The organism is Anaerostipes sp. PC18, from assembly GCF_039789045.1.
Lineage (GTDB): Bacteria > Bacillota > Clostridia > Lachnospirales > Lachnospiraceae > Anaerostipes > Anaerostipes hominis.
This window is the reverse complement of the sequence record NZ_CP121164.1, coordinates 1,859,499-1,880,476: the sequence shown is the minus strand read 5'-3', so window position 1 is coordinate 1,880,476 and position 20,978 is coordinate 1,859,499. Positions and strand designations below refer to the sequence as shown.

Genomic DNA, 20,978 nt, shown 5'->3' with positions numbered 1-20,978 from the left:
TCAAAATGGATAAGTATGATTTTAGTGGCTGGGCCACTAGACATAATCTTAGATGCTCTGATGGGAGAGTTATTCTAAAAGACGCATTTAAAAAAAACGATGGACAAAAGGTCCCATTGGTGTGGAACCATCAGCATAATGATCCGTTCAATGTTTTAGGCCACGCGCTATTGGAAAACAGGGGGGACGGTGTTTATGCATATTGTTCACTTAACGACACTGAAGCTGGAAATCAGGCTCGTGCTATGGTCCAGCATGGAGATATTGATTCGCTATCTATCTTTGCAAATCAATTGGAACAAAACGGTACGAACGTTGTACACGGAAATATTCGTGAGGTGAGCCTTGTAATGGCGTCAGCTAATCCGGGGGCATTTATAGATTCGGTGATTGCTCATAGTGACGGCGAAGACGAAGTTGAAGCTCGTATCTATACCGGAGAATTAATCAGCCTGTGTCATTCCAGTGAAGAGGAAGAAGATAAGAAAGAGACGCTGGATGAAAATAAGGAAGATGATGAAGAAACAAAGACTACGGAATCTGACGCGACGGTTGAAGACATATTTGAAACTTTGACCGAAAAGCAAAAAGAGGTTGTTTATGCAATGATCGGGCAACTTTTAGGAGAATCAAACACTGATGAAACAGAGAAAAAAGGAGATGGAGAAATGAAACATAATGTATTCGATTCAAGCGAGAAGGACGAAAACGTACTCAGCCATGACGCATTGAAGACTATTCTTAAAGACGCAAAGCGTCAGGGAAGCTTAAAAGAAAGCTTTTTAGTCCACGCTGCAGACTATGGCATCGAGAATATTGATTATTTATTCCCAGATGCGAAAAACGTAACAGAAACACCTTCATTTATACAGCGGGATATGAATTGGGTTCAGAAAGTAATGAATGGAACCCATCATGTACCGTTTTCACGGATTAAGTCCATTCACGCAGATATCACCGAAGATGATGCCAGAGCTAAAGGTTACATTAAAGGCAATATGAAAAAAGAGGAGGTATTTGGTTTATTAAAGAGATCTACTAGCCCTACCACCGTTTATAAGAAGCAGAAAATGGACCGTGATGATATTCTGGATATTACGGATTTCAGCGTTGTAACATGGCTGAAAAGCGAAATGAGACTTATGCTGGACGAAGAAATCGCCAGGGCTTGTTTGGTCGGTGACGGCAGATCTGCATCTTCGGATGATAAAATCAACGAATTGAACATTCGTCCAATTTGGAAAGATGACGATCTATATACAATTAAAACAGAAATCGATGGTGCGACCAATACGACGGCCGACGATAGAGCTAAGGCATTTATCAAAGCATCTATCAAATCTCGTAAAAATTATAAAGGAACTGGAAACCCAACTATGTTCACCACAGAAGATATGCTGACCGATTGTTTATTATTAGAGGACAAAAATGGTCGCGCTATTTATGACACTGTTGAAAAACTGACAACTGCATTGAGGGTGAAAGAAATCGTTACAGTTCCAGTAATGGAGGACCTGACAAGAAATGATGAAAGTGGCAATACGTTAAGTCTTATGGGAATCATTGTGAATCTCGATGATTATCGTATTGGAGTTGATAAAGGTGGAGCTATCAACATGTTTGACGACTTTGATATTGATTACAACCAGGAAAAATATCTGATTGAAACTCGTTGTTCGGGTGCGTTAACTGTTCCATACTCAGCAATTGCATTGGAGCTTAAGACTACTCAGGCAGCAGGATAATAAATATTGAAACCGGCGGAACCGATAAGGGTTCTTTTTTTATGCCTAAAATCGAAGGAGAAAATTCAAAATGGCTAAATTTTATGGAGAAATCGGTTTTGCATTTACAGAAGAAAACAAAGATCGCCCAGGTGTTTGGACACCAACTATGGAAAAGCGTACATATTATGGCGAACTCATAAGAAATACCAGGAGACTTCAAGGATCTGATGTTAATGATGATGTCGCCATGAACAACGAAATTAGCATTTTAGCTGATCCATTTGCCAATCAGAATTTTCGAGCAATGAGGTATGTGAAATACATGGGGACTAAATGGAAAATTGTCAATGTAGAAGTAGCATACCCAAGACTCATCTTAACGATAGGGGGCGTTTACAATGTTGAAAAATAGACTGGAATTACACAAAATTCTTTGTGAAATTCTTGGGAGTTCGAATGCTTATTTTCAACCGCCAGAGTCAGAAAAGATGGAGTATCCAGCAATAACATATTCACGCTCTATAGTTAACAAACACGCTGATGATAGAGTGTACGCTCAATCTTTAACTTATCAATTGATAGTAATTGACAGTGATCCCGATAGTGAAATTGTAGAAAAGGTTTCGAAACTACCCAGATGCAGATTTGACAGACATTATACGTCTAACAATCTGCATCACACTGTCTTTACCATTGTTCACTAAATTAGGAGGAACTAATTATGGCAAAACTTGTTTGGGATAAAACAGGAGAGAAAACATACGAAACCGGTGTGAGTCAAGGCGTTTTGTATCCTCAGACATCCGAGGGTACATACCCCAAGGGGGTTGCTTGGAATGGACTTACAAGCGTTACAGAAAGCCCATCTGGGGCCGAGGCATCACCATTGTATGCGGATAACATTAAGTATTTAAATCTTATGAGTGCCGAAGAATTCGGTGCCACCATTGAGGCTTATGTGTATCCAGAGGAATTTGGGGAGTGTGACGGATCTGCCGAGATTGCACCTGGTGTCACTATCGGTCAGCAGTCACGCAAACCTTTCGGGGTGTCATACAAGACTACCTTAGGCAATGATACAGAAGGCGATAAGTACGGTTATAAAATTCATATCATTTACGGTGCGATGGCAGCACCTTCAGAAAAAGGATATGGAACCGTTAATGACAGTCCAGAATCTGTAATTTTTTCATGGGAACTTACTACGACGCCAGTGGTCGTAGACGGATACGACCCAACGGCAACTGTTGTGGTTAACAGTACAAAAACCGATGCAGCTAAAATGAAAGCTCTGGAAGATATTCTATATGGAAGTACAGAAACAGAGCCAAGATTGCCGTTACCAGACGAAATCGCAGATATTGTCGGTGATACGCCGGCAGCAGGGTAGTAATTAAATAGTTATTACAACTCATAGGGTCGTTTAGTGTAAATCTAGCGACCCTTTTATCGAAAGGAGAAAATCAAAATGGTAAAAAAAACAATTACATATATCGACTATAACGGAACAGAAAGAACAGAAGATTTCTATTTTCATTTATCAGAAGCCGAAATTATTGAAATGGAAATGGGCACAGCCGGGGGGATGAAAGCATACGTTGATCGAATCGTTCAAGCACAAGATCAAGAAACTATCATCAAGATCTTCAAACAATTACTTCTCAAGTCTTATGGAGAAAAAAGTATGGACGGAAAACGATTCATTAAGAGCAAGGAATTATCCGATGCCTTTTCACAGACAGTAGCATATTCAAACTTGTTTATGGAACTGGCTCAGGATGCAGGTAAAGCCGCGGAGTTTGTTAATGGTGTTATTCCTAACGCTGAGAAAAAGACTGTACGTGAGAAAATACCAAACGCCGATAACTAATACTGGAGTGACGCAGAATGCTTGAGATCACGATACCTGCTGTGGAGCAATGGGACGAATCAATTCAAGAATTTATCAACACTAAAGAGCAAACATTGAGATTAGAACATTCTCTTGTTTCACTTTCCAAATGGGAATCAAAGTGGTGTAAACCGTTTTTGACTAAAAACGAAAAAACAGAAGAAGAGCTTATTGATTATATACGTTGTATGACTATTACAAAAAACGTGAACTCCAATGTTTTTAGGGATTTAACGAGTTCAAATGTTGATGAAATAGTCAGATATATAGACGCTCCAATGACCGCTACGACGTTCTATGAAGGTGACAGGAAAGGTGCTAATCGAGAAATAACAACCTCTGAAATTATATATTACTGGATGGTGACGTTTAACATCCCGTTTGAGTGTCAAAAATGGCACTTAAATCGCCTGTTAACATTAATTCGTGTTTGTAATGTTAAGAATCAACCAGCTAAAAAAATGAGTAAACAAGAAATTCTAAGTAGAAACGCAGCTTTGAACGCTGCCAGAAAAAAACAACTTAATACTAACGGATAAACAAAAAGAGGTTGTTTAAATGATAACTATAAAACAAAAGGGCGATTTTTCTAAAGCCACTGGTTATTTGGAAAAAATCAGAGGGGTTGCGAAACTCAGCTTATTAGATAAGTACGGGAGAGAAGGGGTTGCGGCTCTTTCTTCTGCGACACCTCTGGACTCCGGATTAACGGCTGTCTCCTGGTATTACGAAATCGAGAGACGTAACGGGACTGTAATTATAAATTTTAAAAACTCACACATTAACGACGGCGTACCAATAGCCATTATATTGCAATATGGGCATGGTACCAGACAAGGCGGCTGGGTTCAAGGGAGAGATTATATCAATCCTGCGATCCAGCCTATTTTTGACCGAATTGTTGAAGAGGCGTGGAAGGAGGTTACTGAACTATGAGCACCACAGTAGATGACAGAGTTGTCTCCATGCAGTTTGATAATAAAAATTTCGAAAGAAACGTTCAAACGAGTATGAACACACTCGATAAACTGAAACAAAGTTTAAAACTAGGAGATGCTTCAAAGGGTTTAGATACTCTTAATTCCACGGCTAAAAAGTTTGACATATCACATCTTAATAATGGTGTGGAAACTATAAAAGCTAAATTTTCTGCTTTAGAAGTAATGGGTGTTACGGCCTTGGTGAATATAACCAATACGGCAATTAACGCTGGTAAACGAATTGCATCCGCACTAACAATAGATCCGGTTAAAAGTGGCTTTGAAGAGTATGAAACTCAGATTAACGCCGTTCAGACTATCTTAGCAAATACGCAAGGAAAAGGTAGTACACTCAAAGACGTCAATGCCGCATTGGATGAGTTGAACCATTACGCCGATTTGACAATTTATAATTTTACGGAGATGACCCGTAATATTGGTACATTTACAGCGGCAGGGGTCGATCTTGATACGTCCGTAGCCGCGATAAAAGGTATTGCAAATTTAGCAGCAGTTTCCGGTTCTACATCACAGCAAGCTAGTACAGCGATGTATCAGCTTTCTCAAGCCTTGGCTTCAGGAACCGTAAAGCTACAGGACTGGAATTCAGTAGTTAACGCTGGAATGGGTGGACAGGTTTTCCAGGATGCATTGAAAGAAACCGCACGGGCTCACGGTGTTGCCATCGACGAAATGATAAAATCCGAAGGTTCCTTTAGGGAAACCTTGAAAAAGGGATGGTTAACTTCTGATGTATTAACAGAGACTCTTTCTAAATTCACTGGTGATCTATCTGAAAAACAGCTCAAGACAATGGGCTATACAAAAGAGCAAATCGCTTCAATAATCAAAATGGGTAAGACGGCCAATGATGCGGCTACGAAAGTAAAGACGTTTACTCAATTATTTGACACTTTAAAAGAGGCGGCACAATCTGGATGGACCCAGAGTTGGGAAATTATTGTCGGCGATTTCGAAGAAGCGAAAGGGTTGCTTACTGAAATCTCCGACGTGTTCAGTGGATTAATCAATAGCTCTGCTGAGTCCAGAAATAACTTGTTGCAAGGCTGGAAAGACCTAGGTGGACGTTCATCTCTTATTCAATCGGCAAAAAACGCCTTCGAAGGAATTGTCAGCATCGCAAAACCTATTAAGGAAGCCTTCAGAGACATATTTCCGCCAATGACTGCAAAGCAGCTATTTAACATTACGAAAGGTCTCGAAACACTTACTTCTCATTTGAAGCTTAGCGATGCACAATCAAAAAATTTGAAAACCACATTTAAGGGTTTATTTGCGATTGTTGATATAGGAAAGCAAGCAATAACTGCCATTTTAAAACCGATTCTTTCTTTTGTTTCCGGCGGAGCGGTATTATCGATGGGCGATGCCATTTTAACTATTACTGCTTCGATAGGCAATCTATTCGTAAAAATCGACGAAGGTTTAAAAGCTGGAAACGTTTTTACGGTTATGAGTTCTGTTGTTACCGGAGCATTAGATATAATGTCCTCAGCGATTTCTGTTGTTACGGAAGGCATAAAAGTATTGTTCGGTTCATTCTCAGGTGGAGATAAAAAAATAACCGGAGTAGCTCAAGGTATATCTAACGCATTTAAAGGAATCTTTGATGTTGTAAAAGGAGTCATTACATGGATTAAAGATAATGTATCAGCTGGGGACATATTTGCTGGTCTTGCTGGTGGCGGTATATTTGTTGCGGCTAAAAAATTTGCAAATGTATTTGATAAAATAAGCGGCGTTTTTGATGGATTTTTAGGTACAGCTGACGAGGCCACGACTAAAATCAAGGATATTTTAGGTTCACTAAATGATTCTTTACAATCATTTCAGCAAGGCATCAAAGTGGCATCCATCGTCGGAATTGCTGTGGCGATAACGCTTTTAACGTCCTCATTAAAAACTATTTCGCAGATTAAGCCAGAGAAAATAGCGTACTCGTTGGTGGCAATCGGTATAATGATGAAGGAATTAAATTCTGGATTTAAATCGCTGATTGGCGCACTTAGTAGTTTTAAATCGAAAGGCGTTGTCAAATCGGCTGTCGCGATGATTGGCATTGCTAAAGCGATTGACATATTAGCTTCAGCGATGGTGAAACTTAAAAACCTTTCATTGTCACAAATAGCAAAGGGTCTGGTTTCAATTGGAGGCTCTCTCGCAGGTTTAACATTGGCGATTAAGCATATAGGCAACGGCGGAGTAAGCTTGCGTACAAGCGTAGCCGTTATAGCACTCGCAAAAGCTTGCCAAATGATGGGTGAGGCGTTTGTTGACTTTGGTGCTTTATCATGGGGTGAAGTTGCTCGCGGCTTAGTCGGTATGGGAGGAGCTTTAGGGCAATTAACCGCGGTTACCGTAATTATAAATAAATTTGGTGGTTCAGTAAGTGGGGCCGCCAGCATACTAATCCTTTCGAAATCCCTGGATGAAATTTCAGAAAACCTGAGCAGACTTGGTATGCTGACGTGGTCCGAAATTGGACGCGGATTAGTCGCGATGGGTGTAGCTTTAGGCGAACTGACCGCTGTTTTTGCAATTTTAAGGAAGGTAAGTGGATTCAAATCCATATTTACCAGTGGGGCAATCCATATTGTTACTGAATCTCTTGATGAAATTTCAGAAAATCTGGAACGACTCGGTATATTAACATGGTCTGAAATTGCACATGGGTTAACGGCAATGGGTGGAGCCTTAGGTGAATTTGTAATAGCACTAGGGGTATTGCAAAAAGCCGCAGGATTTAAATCAATCTTTTCGAGCGGATCGATTCTTATGGTGACAAAATCCCTGGATGAAATTTCAGAAAACCTGAGCAGACTTGGTATGCTGACGTGGTCCGAAATAGGACACGGATTAGTTGCCATGGGGGCAGCCTTGGGCGAACTTGCGACGGTAAGCGGAGTCTTAGGCCGGTTAACGGGATTGTCGAGTATACTTGGCTCAGGCGCAATTGTTCTGGCAGTGCAGGGGCTTGAGAAAATATCCAACGCTCTACAGTCGATCGGAACAATGTCTTGGAAAGAAGTAGCAGTAGGTTTGGTCGGCATGGGTGGAGCTTTGACTGAGCTTGGTTTGGTAAGTGGAACTTTAGGTAAGTTAGCAGGTTTATCAGGAATTATAGGTTCGGGTGCCATATTATTAGGTGTCCAAGGACTTAGAAAAATAGCAGACGCTTTAGTTATTTTCGGAAGTATGGCATGGGAGTCCATTGCTCGTGGTTTAGTCGGTATGGGAGGAGCTTTAACAGAAATAGGTGTTATTTCTGGTACTCTCGGAACCTTAGCCGGACCATTAGCGCTTGTAGGTAGCGGTTCTTTATTGTTAGGAATAAAAGGACTTGAAAACCTAGCAAATGCGCTAAAGAAATTCGGTGAAATGAACTGGGAAGAAATTAAAAGTAGTCTAGCGGCTATGGGCCTGGCCATGGGTGAAGTTGGCCTTGGGGGGTTATTGAACACACTTTCAGGGCTTGGTGCAAAGTCTATTTCAACAATAGCGGAACCACTTGGAACATTAGCTGAATCTGTTAAAAAATGGAGTGGTGTGTCTGTTCCAGACGGATTGTCCACGCAACTGAAATCATTGGCTAGTGGAATTTTTAGTTTCACCTTAGGTGGCCTTGGCGCAAATGCTTTGTCTACTGCAGCTCCTGGAGTTGGTCAAATGGCTGATGCAGTTAAAAAATGGAGCGGGGTCGTTGTACCTGATACATTGAAAGACAATCTGTCCGGTTTAGCAGATGGTGTCAAGGCTTTTGGGTCAATTTTCGAACTAATTGGTTCAGGAGTAATATCAGAAGTAGCATCTCCGCTTGGAAAGCTAGCCGAGTCGGTTAAACAATGGAACGGCGTTACCGTACCACAAAATATAGAAGCTGATTTAGAAAGGTTGTCTGACGCAATCTCAACTTTTGCATCATTTAAAGATTTTTTTGGAGGAAAAGCTATTAGTAAGGTAGCCGGTCCTCTTGGAAACTTGGGCGTGGCAGTTAGCAAATGGGCTAACGTCAAAGTTCCTGCGAATTTAAAAGATGATTTGACTAAATTATCCGAGGGCATTAAAGCTTTTGGATCTTCCGGACTAAATGGAGATAAGATATCATCCATATCATCAGCGGTAGGTAAGCTTGCGTCAGCGGTTAATAAAATTAACGGTGTTGATACGAGTAAAGTTGCGGCATTCGTGAAGTCTGTCAATAAATTAAACAATATAAACGTAAATACGGAATCACTTTCTAAAACGGCATCCTCTGTTGGTTCATCCGTTAGCAGCATGGTAAAATCTATGACATCAACCATTTCAAAAGGTAAATCATCTGTAAACTCATCAATGAAAACTGCGATGTCTGGAGCATCATCCGCCATTAAGTCGAATACGAGTTCCATCGTAACAGCAGTCAACGTATTAGTAAATGCTATAACCAAAGCTATTAAAGGCAAAAAAACATCAGTTACAACCGCCTTTAAGGGACTTGTCTCTGGCGGCGCAAGTGCGATTAAATCCTATCGTTCATCATTTTCATCAGCAGGTAGTTACTTAGGAGCAGGATTAGTTTCCGGCATTAACTCAAAAAAATCTGACGTTGTAACTGCCGGATATAACCTGGGTAAAGCGGGAGCAGAGGCCGTAAACAGGGGTGCTAAAGTAAACTCCCCGTCAAAAATAACTACAGAGACAGGCAAATTTATTGGTGAAGGCGTTGTGGTTGGTATTGCAAAAAAGACATCAGAAGTTATTAAATCCGGTACCGTTTTAGGAAAAACAGCAGCAAAGAGTGTAAATAATGCTGTTTCAAAAATTGCGAATGTGATTGACTCTGGGATGGACTCTACTCCGATTATCAGTCCTGTAGTAGATCTTAGTAACGTTAATGATGGGGTGGGAAGAATGAATCGTTTGTTCAACGCTTCAAATCCGTCTGTTGGCGTTATGTCAAATGTTGATGCTATTCGCTCCACGATTGGAAATATTCGAAATGGATCAAATGGCGACGTAGTTTCGGCAATTAAAGGTTTGCGGAAAGACATTGGGAATATATCTAATAATTCCGTTTCCATCGGAAATGTTACATACGATGATGGAAGCAATATTATTAATGCAGTTAAATCACTTATTCACGCAGCTAATATAGAAAGGAGGATGTAATGGCGAAGAAAAAGAAAAAAAAGAAAGTCCAGAAAAAGTTATATGCCAGTCGGATAAAAATTATCAGACAGGGCAAAAACTCGACAAATAATTTTTATGCTTCATGGAGTTTTTCTAAGTCGCAAAAAAAGATTAATATAACAAAAAAAGTTTGTACTTATGTTAAGAAAACCAAGAAGTATGTAACAAAGTCGACTAAAAAGAAATATACAAGCGTTATCGATAATTACACGGTTAAATGGTACTATTCGGTAGCAGACTATAAAAAAGGAAAAACTCCAAAGTGGTATTTGGACAAAACCATTACAACATCCTCACAAAATACAAGTTCGGATTTGTATTCGCCACCAAATAACGCAAAGCAGATCAGAGTTTCCATAAAGGTTAATGGGAAAAAATATAAGTCTAGCAAGTCCAAAACAGCATTATGGTTTACGACAGATTATGTGTCCAAGAGGGATACGGATTATGACGAAATCCCGGAAGCACCTACGATAAGCGAATTTACAATTACGAATAAGACGTTAAAAGTTGAAGTCGAAGTAGATAATGTTGAGTATGACATCGATCGAGTTCGCATTCAAGTGCTGAGGGACGGAACGAAGTATGTTAAATTCGGTAATGATTATTATAAAGATTCAACTTCAATTAATAGCACTGGCCTGGTTCCTTTTTCCTTACATTTATCTACAATTGGAAGTTATCAGGTGAGGGCTAGGGTTTGTACTGTGGACGGGGGTACCGCATCGGCCAATTTATGGTCGGACTGGTCATCCTGGTCGTCTTCTATTGACACGAGGCCGAATCCTCCAACAAATCTTAAAGCATCCGCATTGGATGACGAAAAGATTAAATTAACATGGAACAAAGTTAATAATGTGTTACAGTATCAAATTGAATATGTTAGCGACTCTCCAAGCTACTTTGACAGCAATATGGTGTCGTCTACAACAGTTGATGATATTAACAGTTATATTTTAGCAAATTTAGAAGTAGGACATACTTGGTATTTCAGAGTTCGTTCTGTAAATGGATCAGACAAGTCAGATCCTTCTAATACTATATCAGCAGTATTAGCGGTTAAGCCTTCTCCGCCAACAACGTGGTCGTCAACGACAACAGCTGTTATTGCTTCGAACATAGATACGACTGATCCTACATACCTATATTACGTTCACAATTCCCAAGATGGTTCGGCACAGCGTAGTGCACAGCTGGTGTTTAATATAGGGGGAATCAATTATTATTTAACAAAAACAAATACGAAAACTGATGATTATGGCGAACTTATCGATGAAATATCGGAGTTAAATTTATGGACATTGACCGTTTATAAGAATGAAGCAAATACGATTTCTGCTGGAACGATATACAGCATATTTGTTGACAGTTCCAGCGATTCGATCAAATGGAAAGTCAGAACCAAAGGTATTCATGCTTCTTATAGTGATTTTTCTATTGAAAGAGTCATAAAAGCATACATGAAACCAAACTTAAGTTTATCGGTTACCAATAAAGACGGTTTACCGTTAATCGGAGATGTTTTATCCAGCTTTCCGCTTGTTCTTAAAGGTGAAACGACGCCCAGTTCGCAAACTCCCATCAGCTATCATATCTCCATTGTAACAAGTTCGGCGTATGAAACCACAGATATACATGGAGACGAAATAATTGTAGCTGAAGGGTCTGAAATCTATTCTAAGTTTCTGGATACCAACGAACAGCTTGATATGATAATTTCTGCTTCTGACGCCGACTTTGTAACAGATGTTCGATACACCTTAAAAGTTATCGTATATATGAACTCTGGATTGTCGGCTGAGGCAACGTATGATTTTACACCCGATTGGGTCGAAACAAGTGATACTCCTGAATTAGAAATAGAATTCGATGAAACATATCGATATACGATTCTTCGTCCATATTGTCACTACTATATCGGATATGATCCGGAAGAGGATGACGATCAGGCACCTTCGGAGGTGGATGAAAATTACGAACCAGTCGCTTATATCGGTATAAACATAACCGGGAAAGTAGAAGTCGGGACCGTATTTCCTAATTCCGAAGTCGAAGAAGCTTTCATGGGGGATGTATATTTCAATCAGTCAACATATGAAACTTATACCTGTGTGGTCGGCGGAGACCCTAATACGGCCATGTGGTTATACAAGACCATGTTTGATTACAGCGACGCAGTAAAATGGTACAGCGGTACCATTATAGACGGTGATGCCGATGAAGACATTTACTACAGCAGTGGAATTGAACTTTCTCAAATTAATGACTACTATTTCAATGTTCCTAGCGGAGACATTTATCGCTGTGTGAAATCGGGCACCCCCAGCGAGGCTGTATGGGAATATTTGTGGAATGTTTTTTGGGCAGTAACATCTAACACAACATTAAGCGTGTATCGAAAAGAACAGAACGGTTCTTACGTAGCGATTGCCGAGGGAGTAAACAATGATTTACAAAGTACCGACTCAGCTTTATTTTTTAGAGATCCTCATCCTTCTTTTGGTACCTGTGTGTATCGGGTGGTTTCAACAAACACTGAAACGGGAGGAATAGCATTTGCTGATTTTATAGAAACATATGCAGAACCGTCAGTGATTCTGCAATGGAATGAAAAATGGAGCGAGAATGTATACAGTGATGACGAAGAAACATTCAACGGAAACATACTGGAATTACCGGCGAATATTAAGCTGTCGGATTCAAATTCTAATGATGTGTCTTTGGCTGAGTATATTGGAAGATATCGTCCGGTCGCCTATTACGGAACGCAGCGTGGCGAAAGTTTAAAAATTTCATGTGAATTTCCTAAAACTGATACCGAAACATTAGCATTGGTACGCCAATTAATGGGTTACCAAGGGGATGTCTATGTTAGAGAACCTTCCGGTTTGGGATATTGGGCAAACGTCACAATCTCTTATAATCGAAATTATAAAGAACTCTCTATCCCCGTATCAATTGATATAAAACCGGTAGAAGGAGGAGTGTGATTGATATGGCTGATTGGTTATTGTCAATGTCTCAGACTTTTGAATTCTATGAAATTGACCCGAACACTTGGAAAGATAAACGGCGGATATCAAGCATCTTGTCATGCAGCATCAAACGGGATTTGTCAAGTGATACGCTTGAAAGTGCATCTTTTAAGACCACCGAAGTTTTTGGAGAATGCTATATTAGAGTATATCTCATAACAATTCAAAATGGAATAAAAGAGAAGTTTCCTTTGGGGACGTTTCTTGTCCAAACTCCATCTGTATCGTTTGATGGTAAGATCCGGACGATAAGTATGGATGCATTCTCACCTTTATTGGAGTTGAAAGATGGATATCCGGAATTAGGCTTCACCGTGATGAAAAACGCAAATGTAATGGATAACGTTGCAACTTTGACCGCGGCTCATTTGAGAGCACCGGTTATTGGACCAACAAAAACCGATGAAACATTGTACGATAATTTTACTGCCGAAGAAACAGAAACGTGGTTGGATTATTTATTGTCACTTATGGCGAATGCAAATTATAATTACGAGTTAGACGAAATTGGACGAGTCCTATTTGCACCAGCACAAGATACAGCATCACTTCAGCCACGGTTCACGTTTGGGGACGACAACTCATCTATACTATATCCAGATATAGAGGACAGGTATGACTTGTACGGGGTACCAAATGTGGTCGAAGTTGTTTATTCAGGAGATAAAGGTGACATAATATACTCGAAAATTGTTAATGATGACCCAACAAGTCCTACATCTACTGTAACCAGAGGACGGGAGGTTGTACATCGAGAAAAGAACCCGTCTATTACCGGAATTCCAAATCAAGTATACCTTGACCAATATGCCACCCAATTATTAAAAAAATTAAGTTCCGTTGAACATACCGTGTCTTTTTCGCACGGGTATTGCCCGGTAAGAATCGGCGATTGTGTCCGATTGAATTATCAAAGAGCCGATCTAAGAGATATAAAAGCTAGAATTACAACACAGAATATTGAATGTGTTAGCGGGTGTAAAATTACGGCAACCGCAGTGTATACGGTTAATCTATGGAAAGAATAATAAATACAGAAAAGCTAAGAGACCCTCATCGGTCTTTTAGCTTTTTTTGCATAAGGAGAGACAACATGAGCGTATTACCAACCGAAGTGATTTCGCAGTTTGTTCAAGAGACAAACGATTCCTCAAAATCTACGAATAGCGCTAAATCGTTTTATGGCACCGCTGTTGTAAATAACAGTGGTATATATGTTCGTTTGGATGGTTCAGAAGCGTTGACTCCTGTGTCGATGGCTACAGATGCCAAAAATGGTGATAGAGTATTAGTATCCATCGAAGATCATAAAGCGAGTATCACAAACAATATTACTAGTCCAGCCTCCGGACGTAGCGCAACCGATTTGTATTATGTGGAGACAAATGAAAGCGGGGATGTAGTAGTAAAAGGCGAACTAAGGGTTGCCAAAGAATATGTCGATGAATTGATTGCTAAAAATATAACCGTATCCTCAATCGAAGCACAATCTGCGAAAATTATTACGTTAGAAGCACAACAGGCAAATTTTGAAAACGCCACTGCCGAGAACTTTACAGCGGTTCGAGCAGAAATAGAAAATCTAATTGTCGGAAATCTTGATGCAAAATATGCAAACATAGATCTAGCTAATGTCGATACTGCTAAAATCCGCCAAGGGTTTATGGAAAACCTGATGGTCAGCCAGGGGATATTTACATCAGATATCACGGCGGCAGAGGGGACTTTTACGAATTACTTGACCGGGGTTAATATCCTAGCGAATAATATAACCGCCGGCACGCTAAGTGTAGAGAGACTTATCATTACCGGGTCAGATCAGTCGGTTGTATATGAGATCAACAAGGCCAATGGTACGCCGCAGTTGTCTCAATCAACCGTGGATGGCGGAGCATTAACCGAAAGGACGATCACGGCTGACCGTATAGTAGCTGGAGCCATCACTGCCAATGAGATAGACGTTACAAATTTATTCGCACAGGATATTACGGCAACAGGGACAATTACTGGTGTGAATCTAATAGGTGCAACGGGAAGCTTTAGTGGTAATATTGCAGCCGCAACGGGAACGATCGGACCGTGGAGTATTGGAGGTACATCTATTTGGAAGGGAAATAGCTCTTTTGCGAACGTGTCTGGGATGTATTTCGGAAATGATGGATTGAGTATCACCGATAAATTTAAAGTTTCTAACACTGGATCAGTCGTTGCCAAGGATATTACATGTCCTGGAAATACTTACGATGTCTATATATCAAGCGAAGGATTTAAAATAGCCGATAAATCAAATAATCGTATATTACAAATTGATTCAGATGGATATGTTCATATGGAAGAACTTTTTGTTACATATTTTTTTCCTAGGACTATAGATTGTCAAAACAGTATGACAGTGCAAGGAGAAATCGGGACTGGCGGAAGTATAAGATCAGGCGGTGATGTAATAGCTAATGTATTTCGCTTCAAGCCAAATAACTCAGGCAATAGCTCAAGCACCAATTATATATCTATGGGAAACTATAATAACGCATGGAACAACTATTATTATGCCAATGGATATCATGCTTTTTATTGCAACGGGAATGGTGTAGCATATATTCAGTCGAACGGAATAAAAATGAACAACTATGATATTATGTTTAACCTAGGACACGGTATTAAATATGGAGAAAGCGAATGGATACTGAGGGGCTATAAGTCGGGCGATTATAATGTTACAGCGTTAGGGAATACGAATAGACGAACGGTGCTTTATGGATCTCAGGTAAGACTAAATTCTTCAACCGGTACTACGGTAACTTCGGACCGAAGACTAAAAAAGGATTTTTCAGATTTTGATGAACGCTATGAAAAATTCTTTATGAATCTAAAGCCGCAAACTTATAAGATGGCTTACGAGAAGAATACAGAAGAATATAAAAGGACAAATGGATTTATTGCGCAGGATGTAGAGCAAGCATTAATAAAAGCAAACATAAATCCAGAAGAATTGGATCTGATTTCCTGTGATACAGCAGATAAAGAATTTTTAGATGAAATGTTTAACGGTCATCCGCCAGACATTATAAAACAATATTCATTAAACTATAACAACTTCATTTCTATAAACACATATATGATCCAGAAAACTCGAAAAGAGATGTTTTATCAAGCCGGACAAATCAATATTCAAGAGTCTATTATAAATGACCTTCAGGTCCGACTCTGGCAGGCAGAAAAGGAAATAAAGCAACTCAAACAGGCAGCCGTGTAAGCTGTCTATTTTCATGTAAAGAAAAGGGGACAATCAAATGTTAAACGTAAAGAAATCGATCACTCTTACCGGTAATATAACAGTAAAAGATGGAGAGACGGAGAAGCAGGTTGTTTATTTAAACGCAAACATTTCTCGAGACCGCGGAAATGATAACATTTCACAGACGATCCAGGACAAAGCGTTATATGCAGCGAATAAGACGGAAATCAGAAAGGACATAGAAACTTTTACAGATCAGGTATACTCAATTCAGGATCAGGAGGTAATGGGATAAATGAAGATGAAGTTGGGAGAAGTCCAAATTAGATTACAAGGGCTGATAAATATCGCCGGAAAGAAATTTCCGGCCAAAGTCGGTTATGCAATAATGCGAAATGAGAGAGAGTTGGAGTCTGAGTATAAAGACTTGGATACACAGCGAATTAAAATTTGTGAATCATACGCGGAGAAAGATTCCGATGGAAAAGCCCTCGTAAAAGACGGGAAATATGTTTTTTCTGAAAACAACCAAGCTGTCTGCAACAAAGAATATAAAGAACTCATGGACGAAGAGATTGAGGTGGATATTCATACTGTAGATGTAACGGAATTGGATAAGTGTGATGAGAATGGTCGTTATGATGTGCCGACGGCAGCTGATTATATGGCCATGGATTTTATGTTTAAACGAAAGGAGAACGGACTTGAATGAGTGGAACATTGTCCTTACTGTCGTTGTGTTGGTAGATTTATTTTCAAAAATCTATAATCCAATGTCCAAAAACACAAAGGAAAACACAAAGGCAATGACTGAACTGACTGTAACGATGAAAATGCTGTCAGAAAAAGTGCTACAACATGAATCGGACATGGATTCTTACGCTATCAAAAATCACGATTCCCATAAACGTATTTGGGACAAGAACGATGAACAGGATGTTAAATTAGAAAACCACGAAACGAGATTGAAAATTATTGAAAAGAAGGAGAAATGATATGAGAGATTGGAAAAAATGGATGAAAGCTGCTGGAATCAGAGCTGCGAAAACGATGGCACAGACTATTGTCGCAATGGTCCCGGCGGCAATGACAATTACAGCGGTGGATTGGAAGACGATATTCGGAACGGCGGCACTGGCCGGAGTGGTATCATTATGCACTTCTATCGGAGGCTTACCAGAGTTGAAATCGAAAAAGGAGGAATAATATGTCTAAATATAATGTACATGCTGGACATTGTCCGCAGGGAAAAGGTGCCTCCGGAGCTGTTGGACTTCTAAAAGAATCAGTAGAAGACAGGGCTGTAAAAAACGAAGTAGTAAGTTTACTTAAGAAGCAGGGGCATACTGTATATGACTGTACATGTGATACGAAAGAAACGAAAGGTGGCTGTCTGGATAAAATAGTTTCAAAATGTAATCAGCATAGCGTGAAGCGAGACATTTCAATACATCTTAACAGCGGCCGGAACGATCAAAAAGGGGATGGTGCTACTGGCGGAGTAGAGGTTTATGTGTACTCCAGCTCCTCTGAAGCTTATGGTGATGCAGAACGGATTTGCAAGGAAGTTTCAAAAGCACTTGGCATTACGAACCGAGGAGTAAAAGTTAGCACAAAACTTAGAGTTCTTAGAACCACAAAATCACCCGCCTTGCTGGTAGAGTGTTGCTTTGTCGACGACAAAGATGATTACAAGCATTGGGATGCGAAGAAATGCGCAACAGCCATCGTGAAGGGTCTGACTGGGACTGAACCTAAAGCACACGAAAAGAGAGAATCGACAACAAAAAAGAAAAGCCTTCATAAGAAAACTGAATCCGCTAAAACAAACGAGAAATCAATTATAAAAGATCTTCAAACGGCCTGCAACAAACAGGGATATAGCGATCAGAAAGTGGACGGAGTCGCCGGCAAGAATACTCTGGCGGGATGCCCAACCCTTAAATACGGATCGTCTGGAGAGATAACAAAATGTATGCAACAGATGTTAAATCTTCATGGCTATAAGCTTAATTGCGATGGCAAATTCGGCAATGAAACTAAAACCCAAGTAAAGAAGTTTCAAAAGAAACATGAGCTTACTGCGGACGGAATCGTGGGTCAAAAGACTTGGAAGAAATTATTGTATATTTAATGCATATTTTATGTATATAGCAGTAGATGGGTTTAGTTAAAATTAGTTTATTCATTGATTATTTGTACATTTTGCTTAAAAAACCACGTATTTACGCGGTTTGTGGTTTCGATTGAGGAAGCTGCTAAAGAAGGTAAGTTCTAAGGAATGGCTTAAAATAAGGATCTCTGATGGTGTAAGTGGCTGTCAGAGGTCCTTTTTTGGTGTGCGTAGGTTACGTATAGGTTACAAATTACACGGAACGGTTACACGGAAAATCTTTTTGACAGTGGGTTTCGGGGAGCAAAAAAGAGGCCTTCGGTGGGATACAAAATTTGTATCCCACCGTTTTCTTTCTTTTTGATTTGTATCCCACCGGAGGGTGTTTGTATCCCACCCCAAATTTAGTGTATCCCACCGGGACCTAAAAAGTTTAGAAAATTTGGCGTGTTTTTAATGGCTTGTAATCTTCTTCGAAGCACTGTTCTAAGATGAAAGAAAATGCAAAAAGAACTAGAATCATTTCTGTCCAGTCTTTTTATGGAGCAGAACCTTATGTTATAATTTAATTACAAAAGAGAAAGATTCGGAGGGAGAGAGTATGATTTGTCCGAAGTGTGGAAAAGAAAGCGTAAAGGATGCTTTGTATTGTGAGTGGTGCGGAACTCAGTTGAATCAAAAAAAGACAGTAATCTGTCCAAAGTGTGGTAGAGAGGGTATTAAGAATGCCTTATATTGTGAATGGTGTGGGGCTCAGTTAAATCAAAAAGAAATACCATCAAACAGAAATATGGAGAAATACGTCATATATAATTCAAAAAGTAAATTTTTGTGGTTAGTTTTTGCGTCAATATGTGGTGTCGGAGGAGGCCTTTTTATTTTGGGGCAAAGCAGAGAGGAATTGGCGGAATATCATATCACTGGACCAGGTCGTTTTTTAACAGGAAATCCAGATGGATTAATTATTGTAGGCTGGCTATGCATTATACTTTTTGGTGCTTTTTTATTATTCCTTTTATTGAATTATAAAAATTGTGCGAAAAGACCATGGTTTGTATTAAATTCAGATGGCTTCTATAGCTATTCAACTAATAGCGGATTTAAAGGAATGATTGGCTGGAATGAAATCAGGAATTTTCATATAGATTTACAAAATAATTCCAGATTTTTAGTCATAGAATTTATAACGAAAAATGAAAAATATGAGTCTACAAGAAAATATGCTATAGCTGAACGTAAGGCAAAGAAAAAACAAAAACAAAAGACAGTAAGAATCTTTATTAATTTTTTAGGCATTAGTGATAAAGAACTTATTGAAACAATGCATGAATTTCAAGAAGAGTATCAAAATAAAAATTTATATATACAGAATCGTTCCTTATAAATTCAAAACGTTTCATAGTTTTTAATTTTTGCTTTTTTGCAGTCGTCTACAAAAAAGAGATGTCATAAGGCATCTCTTTTTTTAGCTGTTGTATAGAAAATTTGCGGGCTATATTCTGTTTTGCATAGAAATGCTGAATGGCATAATCAAAGATAGAATTTAAAAAGCTTTTTGCTTTTTCACGAGAGGATGGTGATATTTGAATAATCTCTGATATTGTCAATATTAGTTGACACATTTTTCTCAAGCATATCACTGACTATGCGGCCAGTTCCAAATCCTCATAATACTGCCTGCGTTTTATCATAGGTGGAAGCCCGCCATTGGCAGAGCATATCCTCCGGTTATTCCAGTAGCTGAGGAAGTATCTCCAAATGAGTACCTTTAATTCCTCTACAGTCATCTGCTTTTGGTGTACTGTGTTCCACGGTCACTGTGGATGATAGCGCCTTCCAGTGCAGGATAAGCAGTCAGGGCGTTTTCCAGTGTATGGACACACAGATCTGCTTTCATGTTTGTTTCCATTGCCAGACCAAGGACGCTAAGATCAAAGCAGTCGAAAATCACAGATACATACAGTTTCCCATTGGACGCCGGGATTTCCGTGATATCTGTAATACATTTTTCTAATGGGGCATCTGAATGGAAATCCCGTTTCAGCAGATCATCTGATTTCATAGCCTCCCGGTCTGCCTTTGTGATCCCGTTCGGTCTTCGCTTGGGGCGATGGCTCAGGCCAATTTGGTCCATGACCCGGTATACGGTCCGCTCACTGGGAATCGACACTCCCTCCGGCCGCTTCAGGCACAGTGCCTGATACATCCGAATCCGTCCGTAAGTATCGTTACATTCATCCTCGCTGGCGATTTCTTTCATGGCATCCGCCAGGTCTTGGTACTTCCAGGGACGATCTTTGGTTTCAAGATATTTATAGAAGCCTTGCCGGCTGATACCAAGCATTCGGCAATAAAATGAAATTTTCCCGGTAATCCTGCCGTCCTCTGTTTTCAAAGCCAAAAAGATCATTCTCTGGTTTTTACTGACTTCCGACGGCTGGCGGCGAAAAAAGCGCTGGCCTCCTCCAAAAATTCGTTTTCTTCCTTTAGGCGACGGATTTCTTTATCCTGCTCCTTAACCCTCTTACGCAGCATGGTAATCTCTTCTGACAGGCTCATTGCGCTGGCAGGGGTATGGGAACCTTCCCCAATATCCAACTTGCCAGCTCTTACGGCTTTCAGCCATGTATGGATGGTTCCTTCAGGGATTCCCAGTTCTTTAGCCGCTTTGGCGCCTCCGATTTCTTTGGCAAGTTTTACTGCCTGTACTTTGTATTCATGGTCATATTTACGTGCCACTTTGAATACCTCCTTATTCTCTTGGTTTTATTATGAAATCCTTGAGAATAAACTGTCAACTTTTTTTA

At 39.8% G+C, this 20,978-nt stretch carries 17 protein-coding genes and 1 pseudogene; 16 read left to right on the top strand and 2 right to left on the bottom strand.

Annotated elements, in window-relative coordinates; all coding sequences use genetic code 11:
* Positions 1–5: 5 nt before the first annotated feature.
* The 16 genes from P8F77_RS10200 to P8F77_RS10125 all read left to right on the top strand — a co-directional run bounded on the left by P8F77_RS10200 (position 6) and on the right by P8F77_RS10125 (position 19,555).
* The gene (locus tag P8F77_RS10200; RefSeq protein ID WP_347256076.1) at positions 6–1,745 is read left to right on the top strand and encodes an HK97 family phage prohead protease; all 1,740 of its coding nucleotides are present in this window, start codon (positions 6–8) and stop codon (positions 1,743–1,745) included.
* Positions 1,746–1,815: 70 nt separating this feature from the next.
* A complete protein-coding gene (locus P8F77_RS10195) occupies positions 1,816–2,139 on the top strand; it encodes a hypothetical protein (RefSeq protein ID WP_347256075.1) in 324 nt (107 codons plus the stop codon).
* Between the two features lie 309 nt (positions 2,140–2,448).
* Complete coding sequence (locus P8F77_RS10190; protein ID WP_347256074.1) at positions 2,449–3,117, top strand: hypothetical protein; 669 nt, start codon at positions 2,449–2,451, stop codon at positions 3,115–3,117.
* 78 nt (positions 3,118–3,195) lie between these two features.
* Entirely contained in the window at positions 3,196–3,597 is a 402-nt protein-coding gene (locus P8F77_RS10185) for a hypothetical protein (protein ID WP_347256073.1), read from the top strand.
* Positions 3,598–3,614: 17 nt separating this feature from the next.
* Positions 3,615–4,157, top strand: a complete 543-nt coding sequence (locus tag P8F77_RS10180) for a hypothetical protein (RefSeq protein WP_347256072.1) — start codon at positions 3,615–3,617, stop codon at positions 4,155–4,157.
* 19 nt (positions 4,158–4,176) lie between these two features.
* Entirely contained in the window at positions 4,177–4,554 is a 378-nt protein-coding gene (locus tag P8F77_RS10175; RefSeq protein WP_347256071.1) for an HK97 gp10 family phage protein, read from the top strand.
* Positions 4,551–9,767, top strand: a complete 5,217-nt coding sequence (locus P8F77_RS10170; protein WP_347256070.1) for a tape measure protein — start codon at positions 4,551–4,553, stop codon at positions 9,765–9,767. Before P8F77_RS10175 ends, P8F77_RS10170 begins: the two co-directional genes overlap by 4 nt.
* Positions 9,767–12,778 carry a fibronectin type III domain-containing protein gene (locus P8F77_RS10165; protein ID WP_347256069.1) on the top strand — a complete coding sequence of 1,004 codons (3,012 nt, stop codon included), beginning with the start codon at positions 9,767–9,769 and terminating at the stop codon, positions 12,776–12,778. The genes P8F77_RS10170 and P8F77_RS10165 overlap by 1 nt, the downstream gene beginning before the upstream one ends.
* A 5-nt stretch (positions 12,779–12,783) precedes the next feature.
* Complete coding sequence (locus P8F77_RS10160; protein WP_347256068.1) at positions 12,784–13,851, top strand: hypothetical protein; 1,068 nt, start codon at positions 12,784–12,786, stop codon at positions 13,849–13,851.
* Between the two features lie 65 nt (positions 13,852–13,916).
* The gene (locus P8F77_RS10155) at positions 13,917–16,076 is read left to right on the top strand and encodes a tail fiber domain-containing protein (RefSeq protein WP_347256067.1); all 2,160 of its coding nucleotides are present in this window, start codon (positions 13,917–13,919) and stop codon (positions 16,074–16,076) included.
* Positions 16,077–16,113: 37 nt separating this feature from the next.
* Positions 16,114–16,353 carry a hypothetical protein gene (locus tag P8F77_RS10150; RefSeq protein WP_347256066.1) on the top strand — a complete coding sequence of 80 codons (240 nt, stop codon included), beginning with the start codon at positions 16,114–16,116 and terminating at the stop codon, positions 16,351–16,353.
* Positions 16,354–16,770 carry a hypothetical protein gene (locus tag P8F77_RS10145; protein WP_347256065.1) on the top strand — a complete coding sequence of 139 codons (417 nt, stop codon included), beginning with the start codon at positions 16,354–16,356 and terminating at the stop codon, positions 16,768–16,770. It begins immediately after the preceding gene.
* Positions 16,763–17,053 (top strand): hypothetical protein, encoded by a 291-nt coding sequence (locus tag P8F77_RS10140; protein WP_347256064.1) that lies wholly within the window; start codon positions 16,763–16,765, stop codon positions 17,051–17,053. Before P8F77_RS10145 ends, P8F77_RS10140 begins: the two co-directional genes overlap by 8 nt.
* Before the next feature lies 1 nt (position 17,054).
* A complete protein-coding gene (locus P8F77_RS10135) occupies positions 17,055–17,264 on the top strand; it encodes a holin (protein WP_347256063.1) in 210 nt (69 codons plus the stop codon).
* 1 nt (position 17,265) lies between these two features.
* Entirely contained in the window at positions 17,266–18,192 is a 927-nt protein-coding gene (locus P8F77_RS10130) for an N-acetylmuramoyl-L-alanine amidase (RefSeq protein ID WP_347256062.1), read from the top strand.
* Positions 18,193–18,772: 580 nt separating this feature from the next.
* Positions 18,773–19,555, top strand: a complete 783-nt coding sequence (locus P8F77_RS10125; protein WP_095142930.1) for a zinc ribbon domain-containing protein — start codon at positions 18,773–18,775, stop codon at positions 19,553–19,555.
* 259 nt (positions 19,556–19,814) lie between these two features.
* Here the strand turns inward: P8F77_RS10125 and P8F77_RS10120 are convergent.
* Positions 19,815–20,581 (bottom strand): annotated as a pseudogene (locus tag P8F77_RS10120) (IS3 family transposase).
* Complete coding sequence (locus P8F77_RS10115) at positions 20,578–20,910, bottom strand: transposase (RefSeq protein WP_055159092.1); 333 nt, start codon at positions 20,908–20,910, stop codon at positions 20,578–20,580. The pseudogene P8F77_RS10120 and the gene P8F77_RS10115 overlap by 4 nt, the downstream one beginning before the upstream one ends.
* Positions 20,911–20,978 lie beyond the last annotated feature (68 nt).

Bases quoted from the DNA above. Each gene is read 5' to 3' on its own strand.
- P8F77_RS10200 (WP_347256076.1), top strand. From the start codon at position 6: ATGGATAAGTATGATTTTAGTGGCTGGGCCACTAGACATAATCTTAGA.
- P8F77_RS10195 (WP_347256075.1), top strand. From the start codon at position 1,816: ATGGCTAAATTTTATGGAGAAATCGGTTTTGCATTTACAGAAGAAAAC.
- P8F77_RS10190 (WP_347256074.1), top strand. From the start codon at position 2,449: ATGGCAAAACTTGTTTGGGATAAAACAGGAGAGAAAACATACGAAACC.
- P8F77_RS10185 (WP_347256073.1), top strand. From the start codon at position 3,196: ATGGTAAAAAAAACAATTACATATATCGACTATAACGGAACAGAAAGA.
- P8F77_RS10180 (WP_347256072.1), top strand. From the start codon at position 3,615: ATGCTTGAGATCACGATACCTGCTGTGGAGCAATGGGACGAATCAATT.
- P8F77_RS10175 (WP_347256071.1), top strand. From the start codon at position 4,177: ATGATAACTATAAAACAAAAGGGCGATTTTTCTAAAGCCACTGGTTAT.
- P8F77_RS10170 (WP_347256070.1), top strand. From the start codon at position 4,551: ATGAGCACCACAGTAGATGACAGAGTTGTCTCCATGCAGTTTGATAAT.
- P8F77_RS10165 (WP_347256069.1), top strand. From the start codon at position 9,767: ATGGCGAAGAAAAAGAAAAAAAAGAAAGTCCAGAAAAAGTTATATGCC.
- P8F77_RS10160 (WP_347256068.1), top strand. From the start codon at position 12,784: ATGGCTGATTGGTTATTGTCAATGTCTCAGACTTTTGAATTCTATGAA.
- P8F77_RS10155 (WP_347256067.1), top strand. From the start codon at position 13,917: ATGAGCGTATTACCAACCGAAGTGATTTCGCAGTTTGTTCAAGAGACA.
- P8F77_RS10150 (WP_347256066.1), top strand. From the start codon at position 16,114: ATGTTAAACGTAAAGAAATCGATCACTCTTACCGGTAATATAACAGTA.
- P8F77_RS10145 (WP_347256065.1), top strand. From the start codon at position 16,354: ATGAAGATGAAGTTGGGAGAAGTCCAAATTAGATTACAAGGGCTGATA.
- P8F77_RS10135 (WP_347256063.1), top strand. From the start codon at position 17,055: ATGAGAGATTGGAAAAAATGGATGAAAGCTGCTGGAATCAGAGCTGCG.
- P8F77_RS10130 (WP_347256062.1), top strand. From the start codon at position 17,266: ATGTCTAAATATAATGTACATGCTGGACATTGTCCGCAGGGAAAAGGT.
- P8F77_RS10125 (WP_095142930.1), top strand. From the start codon at position 18,773: ATGATTTGTCCGAAGTGTGGAAAAGAAAGCGTAAAGGATGCTTTGTAT.